At 26.4% G+C, this 13,440-nt stretch carries 15 protein-coding genes; 12 read left to right on the top strand and 3 right to left on the bottom strand.

Going from position 1 to position 13,440, the window contains the following annotated elements; translation table 11 throughout:
• The first annotated feature begins 26 nt into the window (after positions 1–26).
• The 7 genes from R5Z65_RS03345 to R5Z65_RS03315 are packed head-to-tail and all read left to right on the top strand — an operon-like array spanning position 27 to position 6,855.
• Positions 27–1,154 (top strand): N-acetyl sugar amidotransferase, encoded by a 1,128-nt coding sequence (locus R5Z65_RS03345; RefSeq protein ID WP_317367060.1) that lies wholly within the window; start codon positions 27–29, stop codon positions 1,152–1,154.
• Between the two features lie 33 nt (positions 1,155–1,187).
• On the top strand, positions 1,188–2,327 hold the full coding sequence (locus R5Z65_RS03340) for a LegC family aminotransferase (RefSeq protein WP_331678005.1): 1,140 nt from the start codon (positions 1,188–1,190) through the stop codon (positions 2,325–2,327).
• Between the two features lie 9 nt (positions 2,328–2,336).
• Positions 2,337–3,371, top strand: a complete 1,035-nt coding sequence (locus tag R5Z65_RS03335; RefSeq protein ID WP_317367058.1) for a sugar phosphate nucleotidyltransferase — start codon at positions 2,337–2,339, stop codon at positions 3,369–3,371.
• 1 nt (position 3,372) lies between these two features.
• Positions 3,373–3,996 carry a NeuD/PglB/VioB family sugar acetyltransferase gene (locus R5Z65_RS03330; protein ID WP_317367056.1) on the top strand — a complete coding sequence of 208 codons (624 nt, stop codon included), beginning with the start codon at positions 3,373–3,375 and terminating at the stop codon, positions 3,994–3,996.
• Positions 3,996–4,991 carry an N-acetylneuraminate synthase gene (neuB, locus tag R5Z65_RS03325; protein ID WP_317367055.1) on the top strand — a complete coding sequence of 332 codons (996 nt, stop codon included), beginning with the start codon at positions 3,996–3,998 and terminating at the stop codon, positions 4,989–4,991. The genes R5Z65_RS03330 and neuB overlap by 1 nt, the downstream gene beginning before the upstream one ends.
• A complete protein-coding gene (neuC, locus tag R5Z65_RS03320; protein ID WP_317367054.1) occupies positions 4,991–6,151 on the top strand; it encodes a UDP-N-acetylglucosamine 2-epimerase in 1,161 nt (386 codons plus the stop codon). Before neuB ends, neuC begins: the two co-directional genes overlap by 1 nt.
• A gap of 8 nt (positions 6,152–6,159) precedes the next feature.
• Positions 6,160–6,855 carry an acylneuraminate cytidylyltransferase family protein gene (locus tag R5Z65_RS03315; RefSeq protein ID WP_317367053.1) on the top strand — a complete coding sequence of 232 codons (696 nt, stop codon included), beginning with the start codon at positions 6,160–6,162 and terminating at the stop codon, positions 6,853–6,855.
• 27 nt (positions 6,856–6,882) lie between these two features.
• Here R5Z65_RS03315 and R5Z65_RS03310 read toward each other — a convergent pair whose 3' ends face one another.
• Complete coding sequence (locus R5Z65_RS03310) at positions 6,883–7,137, bottom strand: hypothetical protein (protein ID WP_317367052.1); 255 nt, start codon at positions 7,135–7,137, stop codon at positions 6,883–6,885.
• 167 nt (positions 7,138–7,304) lie between these two features.
• Here R5Z65_RS03310 and yfcE point away from each other — a divergent pair, with 167 nt between their 5' ends.
• The 5 genes from yfcE (at position 7,305) to R5Z65_RS03285 (ending at position 11,209) form a co-directional block, all read left to right on the top strand.
• Positions 7,305–7,850: a phosphodiesterase gene (gene yfcE, locus R5Z65_RS03305; RefSeq protein WP_317367051.1), complete on the top strand. Its 546-nt coding sequence runs from the start codon at positions 7,305–7,307 to the stop codon at positions 7,848–7,850.
• A 4-nt stretch (positions 7,851–7,854) separates the two neighbouring features.
• Positions 7,855–8,439, top strand: a complete 585-nt coding sequence (locus R5Z65_RS03300; RefSeq protein ID WP_317367050.1) for an HAD-IB family phosphatase — start codon at positions 7,855–7,857, stop codon at positions 8,437–8,439.
• 300 nt (positions 8,440–8,739) lie between these two features.
• Positions 8,740–9,003: an HPr family phosphocarrier protein gene (locus tag R5Z65_RS03295; RefSeq protein WP_317367049.1), complete on the top strand. Its 264-nt coding sequence runs from the start codon at positions 8,740–8,742 to the stop codon at positions 9,001–9,003.
• A 12-nt stretch (positions 9,004–9,015) separates the two neighbouring features.
• Entirely contained in the window at positions 9,016–10,698 is a 1,683-nt protein-coding gene (gene ptsP / locus R5Z65_RS03290) for a phosphoenolpyruvate--protein phosphotransferase (protein WP_317367048.1), read from the top strand.
• Between the two features lie 28 nt (positions 10,699–10,726).
• On the top strand, positions 10,727–11,209 hold the full coding sequence (locus tag R5Z65_RS03285; RefSeq protein WP_317367047.1) for a PTS glucose transporter subunit IIA: 483 nt from the start codon (positions 10,727–10,729) through the stop codon (positions 11,207–11,209).
• A gap of 106 nt (positions 11,210–11,315) precedes the next feature.
• Here the strand turns inward: R5Z65_RS03285 and clpX are convergent, their stop codons facing one another.
• On the bottom strand, positions 11,316–12,575 hold the full coding sequence (gene clpX / locus R5Z65_RS03280) for an ATP-dependent Clp protease ATP-binding subunit ClpX (RefSeq protein ID WP_317367046.1): 1,260 nt from the start codon (positions 12,573–12,575) through the stop codon (positions 11,316–11,318).
• A gap of 17 nt (positions 12,576–12,592) precedes the next feature.
• On the bottom strand, positions 12,593–13,177 hold the full coding sequence (clpP, locus tag R5Z65_RS03275) for an ATP-dependent Clp endopeptidase proteolytic subunit ClpP (RefSeq protein ID WP_317367045.1): 585 nt from the start codon (positions 13,175–13,177) through the stop codon (positions 12,593–12,595).
• Positions 13,178–13,440: the final 263 nt, after the last annotated feature.

Raw genomic sequence — 13,440 nt, 5'->3', positions numbered from 1 at the left:
TAATTATAACATACAGGAGGAATAAAATGAAAAATATTAAATACTGTAAGAAATGTGTTATGCCAAATACAAGACCAGGTATAAGTTTCAATAGCGAAGGGATATGTAGTGCCTGTGTTAATTATGATAATAGGGATAATATAGATTATGATGAAAGATTTAAAGAGCTTGAAAAGTTATGTGACAAATATAGAGGAATGAATGGGAAAAATGGATTTGACTGTGCTATAGCAGTATCGGGTGGTAAAGATAGTCATTTCCAAGTTCATATTATGAAAGAAAAATTAGGAATGAACCCTATATTATTTACAGTAGAAGATAATTTTACTGCTACAAAAGCAGGTGCTCATAACTTAAAAAATATATCAGAAGAATTTGGTTGTAACATAATTAGTATCAAACCTAATATAAAATTACAAAAAGCTTTAATGAGAAAAACATTTGAAAAATATGGGAAACCAACTTGGTTTTTAGATAGATTAATATATACTTATCCTTTGCATATGTCTTTAAAATTTAATACACCATTATTAGTTTATGGAGAAAATGTAAGTTTTGAATATGGTGGACAAGATGAAAAAGAGGTTTATTCTGCAAGGGAAATACTTAAAAATGGTGTTGCTTCAGATATACCTATGGAAGAATTAGTAGATGAGAAATTGGGTATAACAGAAAAAGATTTATATTTAACAATAGCACCAACGAAAGAAGAATTAGATAAGTTGGACCCTATTTATTTAAGTTATTTTATTAAATGGAATAGTCATTCTAACTATATATTTGCTAAAAATAGAGGATTCCACGATTTGACACACGAGTGGAATAGAAGTATGAATGCTGAAAACTATGACCAAGTAGATAGTGTTGGCTACCTTGTTCATGCTTGGTTAAAATACCCTAAATTTGGACATGGATGTGCAACAGACTATACATCTAGGTATATTAGATATGGTATGCTAACAAGAGAAGAAGCTATAGATATAGTTAAAAAAAGAGACCATTTATTAGATGTAAATTGTGTTAGAGATTTTTGTCAATTTACAGGGTATAGAGAAAGTGAATTTTGGAATATAATAGATAAATTTTATGATAGAGATTTATTTGAAAAAAACAGTTTTGGAGAATGGGTTTTAAAAAATCCTTTATGGAAATAAAAATTAAATTATGGTTTTATTAGGAGGGATATTATGAATAAAATGATACCATTATCTGTACCAAATATAAAAGGTAATGAAATAAAATATGTAGAAAAAGCCTTAAAAGATGAATGGGTTTCCACAGCAGGAAGTTTTATTGTAGATTTTGAAAATAATGTAAAAAAATATACAAACTCTAATTATGCTGTTGCTTGTCAAAGTGGTACATCAGGTATACATTTAGCATTATTAACTCTTAATATTAATAGTAATAATGAGGTTATAGTCCCAACACTTACATTTATTGCAGCAGTAAATCCTATAAAATATGTAGGAGCAGAACCTATATTTATGGATTGTGACGATAGTCTTTGTTTAGATGCCAGAAAGTTACAAGAATTTTGTGAAAAAGAATGTATTTTTGTAAATAATAAATTAATAAATAAAAAAACAAATAAGCATATAAAAGCTATAATAGTAGTACATATTTTTGGTAATATGGCAAATATGGAAGATATTATGGAAATATGTAAAAAGTATAATTTAAAAGTTATAGAAGATGCAACAGAAAGTCTTGGTACATTTTATGAAGATGGGGTATATAAAGGCAAGTATGCAGGTACAATAGGAGATGTAGGGATATATTCTTTTAATGGAAATAAAATTATTACTACTGGTGGTGGTGGTATGGTTGTTTGTAATAATGAGGATATTGCAAGTAAAATAAAATATTTATCAACACAAGCAAAAGATGATGAAGTATATTTTGTGCATAATGAGATAGGTTATAATTATAGAATGACAAACTTACAGGCAGCAGTAGGTCTTGCTCAATTAGAAAGATTGGAAGAATTTATAGATATTAAAAAGAAAAATTATAACCTATATAATGAAAATAAAATAAATCTTTTACAGTTTAATAAAAAATGTAGGTCAAACTATTGGTTTTATTCATATTTGACAGATAAGAGAGATTTATTAATTAAAGAATTACAAAAAAATAAAATTCAAACAAGACCTATTTGGAAGCTTATACATACATTAGAGCCTTATAAAGATTGTCAGTGCTATAAAATAGAAAAAGCTACTTATTATTATGATAAAGTTTTAAATATACCTTGTAGTTCTAATTTACTTTGTGAAGATGTTTTATATGTATGTAAAAAGATAAAAGAAATAGAAAATAGCTGAGGTGCTAATATGGATTTAAGTAGTTATATTGTGTCAGAAGAAGAAACTATTTTAAATGTTTTAAAAAAAATAGATGAAAATTCAAAGGGTATAGTTTTTATATGCAATAATAATAAATTATTAGCAAGTGTTACAGATGGTGACATAAGAAGATATATTATAAATAATGGTAATTTAGATAATATTATAAAGACTATTGGAAATTACAATCCATATTATATATATAATGATGAAAATATAAATTATAAAAAATATATGGAAGAAAATGATATTATTAGTTTGCCTATTTTAAATAGAGATGATATAATAATTAACATTAAATTTTTAAAAAAAAATAAAAAGTTTTTAAATAATAGTATAAATATACCAGTTGTAATAATGGCTGGAGGTAAGGGAACACGACTAAAGCCATACACTAATATACTACCAAAACCTTTAATGCCTATAGGTGAAAAAACTATTACAGAACATATAATAGATAGTTTTGAAAAATATGGTTGTAATGATTTTCATATGATAGTAAACTATAAAAAGAACTTTATAAAAACCTATTTTTCTGAAATAAATAAAAAAATAAATTTTATAGATGAAGAAATTTTTTTAGGTACTGGTGGAGGCTTATATCTTATCAAAGATAAAATAAAAGAAACAGTATTTTTAACTAATTGTGATGTATTGATAGATTATGACTACTCTAAAATTTTAGAAAAGCATAAAAAAATGGGAAATATAGCAACTGTTATTTGTATAGAAAAAAATCAAAATTTATCCTATGGTGTTATAGATATAGATGATAATGGTAATATATTAAAAATGAGAGAAAAGCCAAAATTTTCTTTTATTATTAATACAGGAATATATATTATAGAGCCAGAATTTTTGCAATATATACCAAAAGATACTTTTATACACATTACAGATATAATAGAAAGATGTATATCAGACGGTAAAAATATAGGTACTTATGTATTAAAAGAAGAATGTTGGTTTGATATGGGACAATTTGATGAGATGGAAAAAATGAAGGAAAGGCTAGAAATATAATATGGAAGATATTTTATTAATAGGCTTTGGAGGGCATTGTAAAAGTATTATTGATAGTATAGAAAATGTTGGTACTTATAAAATATATGGTATTATTGATATAAAAGAAAAAATGGGGCAATCATATAAAGGATATAAAGTTATAGGAACAGATGATGATTTGCAATATTTTTATAATAAAGGTATAAGAAATGTATTTATTTGTATTGGATTTATAGGAAATAATAATATTAGAAATATCATTTATAAAAAAATAAAAAAAATAGGATTTAATATACCAAACATAATTGATAAAACAGCTATTTTAGCTAGTAATGTTAAATTAGGGGAGGGTATATTTGTTGGTAAAAGAGCTATTTTAAATTCTGATGTAGAAATTGATAATATGGCTATAATAAACACAGGTGCTATAGTGGAGCACGAAAGCTATGTTGGTAGATTTTCCCATATATCTATTGGTACTATTTTATGTGGTAATGTAAATATAAAAGAAAATGTGTTTATAGGTGCTAATTCTACTGTAATACACGGTATAGAAATAAATAAAAATAGTATTATAGGTGCTGGTAGTACTGTTATTAAAAATGTATTAGAAAATAGTAAATGTTATGGAGTTGTTAAATAATGAGTGTATTTATAATTGCAGAAATAGGTGTAAATCATAATGGAGATTTAGAACTTGCCAAAAAAATGATTTTAGAGGCAAAAAAAGCAGGTGTTGATGCTGTAAAATTTCAATCTTTTAAAGCCGATAAACTTGTATCTAAAGATGCTAAAAAGGCAGATTATCAAATTAAAAATACTGAAAAACAAGAAAGTCAACACGATATGATAAAAAGGCTAGAACTAACAGAAGAAGACCACATCTATTTAAAAGAAATATGTGATAATGAAGGCATAATGTTTTTATCATCTCCATTTGACATAGAAAGTGCAAGTTTATTATTATCTTTAGGGATAGATACTGTAAAAATACCATCAGGTGAAATAACAAATTTACCTTATTTAGAAGAAATAGGTAAATTATATAAAAATATAATAATATCTACTGGTATGAGTAATTTAGATGAAATTAAAGATGCTATAAGTGTACTTAATAAATATGGCGATAAAAATATTACTGTATTACATTGTAATACAGAATACCCAACACCTATGGAAGATGTTAATTTACTAGCAATAAAAACATTAGAAAAAGAGTTAAATTTACCAATAGGCTATTCTGACCATACAGATGGTATAGAGGTTTCTATATCAGCAGTAGCACTAGGAGCTACTGTTATAGAAAAGCATTTTACATTAGATAAAAACTTAGATGGACCAGACCATAAAGCAAGTTTAGAGCCAAGAGAATTAAAACAAATGGTTACCAGTATTAGAAATATAGAAAAAGCATTAGGTAACGGTATAAAAGTCCCTTCTAAGTCTGAAAAGAAAAATATAGTTATAGCTAGGAAAAGTATAGTTGCAAAAAGTAATATATGTAAAGGTGAAGTATTTACTAATGAAAATTTAGCAATAAAAAGACCTGGAGATGGCATATCTCCTATGAAATGGTATGAAGTTTTAGGACAAGTTGCTAAGAGAGATTTTGTAGCAGATGAAAGGATTGAGCTATAATGAAAAAAATATGCATAGTAACAGGTTCTAGAGCTGAATATGGACTATTAAAGCCTATTATTAAAGGGATAAAAGATGATAAAGATTTTATCTTGCAAATAGTTGTAACAGGTTCTCATTTATCAACAGAGTTTGGACTTACATATAAAACAATAGAAGATGACGGATTTATAATAGATGAAAAAGTAGAGATGCTTTTAAGCTCTGATACAAAAATAGGAATAAACAAGTCTATAGGTTTATCTATAATAAGTTTTGGCGAAGTTTTTGAAAGACTAAAACCAGATTTAATAGTAGTTTTAGGTGATAGATATGAAATTTTTGCAGTATGTATATGTGCTATGGTATGTAATATAAAAATAGCACATTTACACGGTGGAGAAATAACAGAAGGTGCTATAGATGATAGCATAAGACATTGTATAACAAAAATGAGCCATATACATTTTACAAGTACAGAAGAGTATAAAAATAGAGTTATACAGTTAGGAGAACAACCAGAAACTGTATTTAATGTAGGTGCTATAGGAACAGAAAATATAAAAAAATTAAATCTTTTAAATAAAGAGCAATTAGAAAAAAGAATTAATTTTAAAATAAAAAATAATACGGTAATTTTAACATTTCATCCTGTAACTTTAGAAAATAAATCTTCTAAAGAACAGTTTAAAAATATTTTAGATGCTATAGATAGTATAAAAGATATAAATGTTATTTTTACTAAAGCTAATGCAGATACAGACGGTAGAATTATAAATAATATGATAGATGAATATGTAAGTAAAAATAAAAATACAATAGCTTTTGATACAATGGGTCAGTTAAATTATTTTAGTGCATTGCAATTTGTAGATGCTGTTGTAGGTAATTCATCTAGTGGGATAATAGAAGTTCCCACGTTTAAAATACCTACAGTAAATATAGGCAATAGACAAAAAGGAAGGATATGTTCTCATAGTGTTATAAATTGTGATTATGAAAAAAATAATATAGAAATGTCTATAAAAAAAGCTTTAAGCAAAAGCTTTAAAGAGGAAATTAAAAGATATAATAATCCTTATGAAAAGGACAATACTTGTAAAAATATAATATATTATATAAAACAATTTTTAAAAAATAATAATGATAATATGAAAAAATTTTATGATATTAAATTTTAGGTGATATTATGATAGATAATAAGAAAGTTTTGGCTTTTATACCAGCAAGGGCAGGCAGTAAAGGGATAAAAGATAAAAATATAATAGATTTAAATGGAAAGCCTTTAATATCTTATACAATAGAGGCTGCTAAAAATAGTAAATATATAGATAGTGTTATAGTAAGTACAGATGGAGAAAAAATAGCTAATGTTGCTAAAGAATATGGTGCAGAAGTACCATTTTTTAGGCCTAAAGAGCTAGCAGAAGATAACTCTAATGTAATAACATCTATAATTTATACTATAGATGAGCTAAAAAAATTAGGCAAAGAATATGATATACTTATATTATTACAACCAACTTCACCATTTAGAAATGAGCATCACATAGATGAAGCTTTAGAAATGCTTATAAATAATAATTTGCCAAGTATTTTATCTGTATGTGAAACAGATAAAAACCCTACATTAATAAGGAATATGGATAAGTATAATGCAATTACTCCATTAATAGAAACAAATTTAAGCTTAAGACAAGAAATGGATAAATACTATCTTTTAAATGGGGCTATATATATAAATTATGTTAAAGATATAAGAATAGATAGATATTTAAAGGATAGTAAATATGGGTATGTAATGGATAAATATCATTCCTTAGATATAGATGAACCAATAGATTTGGACATAGCTAACCTATACATAAAAAAAATATTTAGTTAAAATCAGGCTTTTGGTTATTATATATAATCAAAAGCCTAATTTTATAAAAATACTTGTTGAATGTAATTTATTTTTGTTATATAATGGAGTAAATTTAAAAGTAAGGTTATTATATGATACATAAAACCCTATAAAACAGCTAACAATAATTATTAAAAAACTACCACAAGGTAAAATCATAATATTAGTAGGACAAGATAAAACAGCACATATAATAAAAGAAAATAAAAATCCAATACAGCCAATAGTAAGTCCTATTAAAAATTTTATATGTAAACTCATATAATAACCTCCTAATAAGTAATAATTTGTTATTTATGATAATATAATAGCACAAATGTTCGAATAAAGCAAACAAATGTTCGAGCTAAATTTAATTTTGTTAATAATTAACAATAATAATTTTAATTTTTTATTAATTATATTGAAAATGAAAGAGGGTATATAAATTGAAAATTTTATTTGCATCAGATTTACACGGTTCTATGTTTTATTGTAATATTTTAAAAGAGATTATACAAAAAGAAAATCCTGATAAAATAGTTTTATTGGGGGATATACTTTACCACGGGCCAAGAAATCCATTACCTAAAGATTATGACCCTAAAAAAGTTTTTGAAACTTTAAATATATTAAAAGAAAAAATTATTTGTGTTAGAGGAAACTGTGATTCTGAAGTTGACCAAATGGTTTTAGATTTTCCTATTATGTCAGATTACAATATTTTAAATGTAGACGGAATTAATTTATTTTTAACACACGGACATTTATATAATAAAGACAATATGCCTAATATAGAAGATAAAGATATATTAATACACGGACATACTCATATCAATACAATAGAAAAACTTGAAAAAGGTACTTATATAAATCCTGGGTCTATATCTTTACCAAAAGAAGAACAGGAAAATAGCTATATGATATATGAAGATAAAGAGTTTGTTATAAAAAATTTAGAGGGAGAACAACTAAAATCTTTAGTAGTTAATTAATAATATGGAAGTAAATGTTTATGATTTTGATAAGACTATTTTTGATGGAGATAGTACACAAAAATTTTATTTATATTTATTAAAAAATCAACCTAAAATAGCAATATATCTACCTAAGCAACTTTTTTACTTTATACCTTTCTCTTTAGGGTTTATGGAAAAAACAAGATTTAAAGAAAAGTTTTATAGTTGTTTTAATATTGTAAAAGATATTGATAAAGAAGTAGAAAAATTTTGGGATACAAATATAAAAGGTATAAAAAAATGGTACTATGAAAAACAGGAAGATACGGATATTATAATATCTGCATCTCCAGAATTTTTGTTAATGCCAATATGTAAAAGGATAGGTATAAAACATCTTATAGCATCTAAGGTAGATAAAAAAACAGGCAAATATACAGGGCTTAACTGTTACGGAAAAGAAAAAGTTATAAGGCTTAACAAAGAAATTCCAAAAACTATAATAAAAGAATTTTATTCCGACTCTTTTTCAGATGAGCCATTAGCAGAGATTGCTAAAAAAAGTTATATAGTAGATAAAGATAATTTGTATCCTTGGTGGGAATATAAAAAAGATAAAAGGTAAAGAAAAATGATGTATATTGTAAAATTGCATAAAATAAATAAATTTTAAAAATTATAAAAAATATACAAAAGGTTATTTATATAATTGTAATAAATAACCTTTTTATTATGTAAAAATGTAAAATAGTTGACATTTTTTTAAAATAGGAATATACTTTTTTTATAAACATATTAATATTTATGTTTAATTATACTAAAACTAAGTATTATTAAATAATGTTATAAACTTGTATAGAATAATATTTAAAAATTTGTAAAAAATAATATATTGTATTAATAAAATAGAAGGGGACTTAAAACTATGGTAGAAAAAAATGTTACTATAAAAAATGAAGCAGGCTTACATATGCGACCAGCAGGTGAATTTGCTAAGTTAGCTAACCAATGTACATCAAGTGTAAAAATTATTTATAATGAAAAAAATGTAAATGCTAAAAGTGTATTAAATATTATGGCAGCAGGCATAAAATGTGGAGACGAAATTACTATCCAATGTGATGGAGATAATGAATCAAAAGATTTAAATATATTAATTGAGGCTATCGAAAACGGTTTAGGCGAATAAGAGGTGTTTATTATGTCAAAAAAACTATTTGTTGAAAAAACGTCTTCTAAAGGTATTGTTATAGGAAAAGCCTATGTTATACAAAAGGCAGATTTAACACCAGAAAATTATGCAATAACAAGCAAAGATGAGGAAATTAATAAGTTTAAAGAGGCTTTAAAGGAAGCTAAACAAGAAATAGAAAATTTGGCTAAAGATTCTGAAATATTTCAAGGGCATAATATGATTGTAGAGGATATTACATTATATGATGCTGTTATTAGCAGAATAAGTGATGAAATGCAAAATGTACAGGTAGCTGTTGCTAATTCCATAGAAGAAATATCTAATGTATTTAGAATGATGGACGATGAATATATGAAAGAAAGGGCTACTGATGTTAAAGATGTTGGTAGTAGGATTATGTCTAAGTTAAAAGGAATTAATGTAAATCCTTTTGAAAATATTAAAGAAGAAGTGGTATTAATAGCAGAAGATTTGACGCCTTCTGATACAGCTTTAATAGACCTTAGCTTAGTTAAAGGGGTTATTACAGAGCTTGGAGGTGTTACAAGCCATTTATCAATTATAGCAAGAAATTTAAGTCTTCCGGCCTTAGTAGGTGTTAATGGTATAATAGAATCCGTAGTAGATAATGATATTATAGTTATGGATGCATACAAAGGAAATATCATTATAAATCCAGAAGTTAATGAGCTTGAAGAATATAAAAATCTTCAAGAAAATTTTAATAAACAAGAAGAAATGCTTAAAAAGCTTGAAAATTTAAAAGCTATTACAAAAGATGGTAGAGAAGTGCAATTATGTGCTAATGTAGGCAATATACTAGATATAGAAATGGCTGTTAAGCATAATATAGATGGAATAGGGCTTTTTAGAAGTGAATGCTTATATATGGAGAGTACTCATTTTCCTACGGAGGAGGAGCAATTTAAAGTATACAAGCAAGCAGCATTATTGTGCAAAGATAAAGAAGTTACTATACGTACTTTAGATATAGGTGGAGATAAGTCTTTACCATACTATAAATTTGATTTTGAAGAAAATCCATTTTTAGGTTGGAGAGCTATCCGTATATCTTTAGAGCTTAAAGATGTGTTTAAAGCACAGTTAAAGGCCATATTAAGAGCTAGTGCATTTGGATATATAAGAATAATGTACCCTATGATTATTTCCATAGAAGAAATTATAGAGGCTAATAAACTTTTAGAACAATGTAAACAAGAGCTTAGAGATGAAAATATTAAATTTGATGAAAAGATTGAAGTTGGTATTATGATAGAAACTCCAGCATCTGTTATATTAGCAGATGAATTTGCTAAATATGTAGATTTCTTTAGTATTGGTACTAATGATTTAACCCAATATATGCTTGTAGTAGATAGAGGGAATAAAAAAATATCCAATATGTACAATTCTTTTCACCCTGTTGTTTTACAAAGTATAAAGAAAGTTATTGATGCTGGGCATAAAGAAAATATTAAAGTTGGTATGTGTGGAGAATTTGCAAGTGATGAAAAAGCAGCTAAAATACTATTAGGTTTAGGATTAGATGAATTTTCTATGTCCGCATCTGAGATAAATAAAGTTAAAAAGCATATTTTAGAAACTTCTTTTACTGATGCCAAAAATTATGCTAATGAAGTTTTATCTAAAACAACGGTTGAAAGTATTATGGATTTTTTAGAAAAATAATATATTTAAGTAATGTGGAGGTATAAATATGTTTTCATTTTTAAAGAAAAATAAAAATAAAGAGCTAAAAGCGTTTTTAACTGGTAAAGTAATACCTATTTCTGAAGTGGAAGATGAGGCTTTTGCTAGTAAAAGTATGGGAGATGGTATAGGAATTATACCAACAGGTAACAAGGTTGTAGCTCCAGCAGATGGAGAAATAGCATTAATAATGAAAGATTCTAAGCACGCTTGTGCTTTAAGGCTTGATAATGGTATGGAAATAATTCTTCATATAGGTATTGATACTGTAAATATGAAAGGTGAAGGCTTTGAGTGCTTAGTAGAAATGGGTGATAAAGTACACGCAGGGCAAACTCTTATTACTTTTGATATAGAAAAAATTAAAGAAAAAGGATATCTTACAACAAGTATGTTAGTTATAACAGATGAAGGAGAAGCTAAAAATGTAAGTTTTAAAACAGGATTGGACGTAAAAGCTGGAGAAGACATTATTGCAACTTTTGAATAATATATTTTAAGGTGTATACAAAAATGAGTATACACCTTTTATAATTTTTATTATGAGTAATAAATTTTAATATATAGAATGCAGACAATAATATATAATCATTTATTTAAGCTAATTCTTGATTATCTTTATATATAAAAGTTGGTTTTTCTTCTTTTTCCACAACTTTTTCTGTTATTATACATTTTTCGATACTTGAATCCGAAGGAATATCATACATAATGTCAGTCATAAAACTTTCTACTATTGCACGAAGACCACGAGCACCTGTTTCTTGGGATATAGCTTTTTTAGCAATAGCTCTTATAGCAGATTCTTCAAATTCTAAAACTACATTATCTAGTTTAAACAAATATTCATATTGTTTTATAAGAGAATTTTTAGGTTCTGTTAAGATAGATACTAAAGAGTCTTCATCTAAATTATCTAAAGTAACAACAACAGGCATACGTCCTATAAGCTCTGGTATAAGACCAAATTTGTGTAAATCTTGAGGTACAACATCTTTTAATATTTGTCCAGATATTAAATCTTGTTTAGACTGAACTTCAGCACCAAAACCTATAACTTTATTTTTAGTTCTTTTTTGGATAACTTTTTCTAGCCCACTAAAAGCACCACCACATATAAATAATATATTAGACGTATCTATTTGGATAAACTCTTGATGAGGGTGTTTTCTACCACCTTGAGGTGGAACAGATGCAATAGTACCTTCTAATATTTTAAGGAGTGCTTGTTGTACACCTTCTCCACTAACATCTCTTGTAATAGATGGATTATCAGATTTTCTAGCAATTTTATCTACCTCATCAATGTATATAATACCTCTTTGAGCTCTTTCAATGTCAAAATCTGCTGCTTGTATTATTTTTAAAAGGATATTTTCTACATCTTCTCCAACATATCCAGCTTCTGTAAGGCTTGTTGCATCTGCAATAGCAAATGGAACATCTATAAGCCTAGCTAATGTTTGAGCAAGTAATGTTTTACCAGTACCAGTAGGTCCTATTAATAGTATATTGCTTTTTTGGAGCTCTACATCTGAGTCTATAGGGTTAGATGTAATTCTTTTATAATGATTATAAACTGCCACAGATAAAGCTTTTTTAGCATCATCTTGCCCTATAACGTATTCATCAAGATATTTTCTTATTTCTTTTGGCTTTGGCAGTTTAAAATCGTCTGAAAATTCTGAATGTATTGGCTCTGCTGGAAACTCCTCATATATAATTTGACAACAAAGGTCTACACATTCGTCACATATATATATTTTTTTAGGACCTGCTACCAATTTTTTAGCATCATCTTGAGATTTGCCACAAAACGAGCAAGAGATTTTATTTTCATCGTTTTTTGAAGGCATTTACTTCAACTCCTTAACTATTGTGGTTTTGTGATAACATTATCTATAAGGCCATAATTTTTGGCTTCTTCTGCAGACATATAGTTATCTCTTTCTGTATCATTTTTAATAGTTTCTAAAGATTGTCCTGTATTATCAGAAAGCATTTGATTTAATTTAGTTTTAATTTTTAATATTTGTTCTACTTGTATTTGCATATCAGTAGCTTGCCCCCTAGCACCACCTAAAGGTTGGTGTATCATAATTTCTGCATTAGGAAGGGCATATCTTTTACCTTTTGCACCACCAGCTAATAAGAAAGCTCCCATACTAGCAGCAAGGCCTATACATATAGTAGAAACATCTGGTTTTATATATTGCATAGTGTCGTATATAGCAAGGCCAGCAGTAACAGAGCCTCCAGGACTATTTATATAAAGACTAATATCTTTATCTGGGTCTTCTGCTGCTAAAAATAAAAGCTGTGCTACAACTAAGCTAGCGGTAGTGTCATTTACTTCCTCACCTAAAAATATAATTCTATCTTTTAAAAGTCTTGAATAAATATCATAAGAACGTTCACCAGCATTAGTCTGGTCAACAACCATAGGTACTAAACTCATAAAAAGCCTCCTTAAAGTTTTAATATATAAAATTTCCTAAAGAATAGTATATCCCAAATTATGTAAATTATGCTTTAAATAATAATTTTAACCAAAAATTTTAAGTTTGTTTATTTTTATAAAAGATTTATTTTATATAGTATAAAACAAAAAGAGGTAATAACCCCTTTTTGTTTTATACGTTATTAAATACAATTAAGATATGACTTATATTTTTAGGGTAAAAATTATATACGGTTATTTGTATTAATTTTTAAGAATAA

It is taken from the genome of uncultured Tyzzerella sp. (assembly GCF_963558545.1).
Lineage (GTDB): Bacteria > Bacillota > Clostridia > Lachnospirales > CAG-274 > Tyzzerella.
Note: the sequence above shows the minus strand (reverse complement) of the source record. Positions and strands in the feature narration are given on the sequence as shown.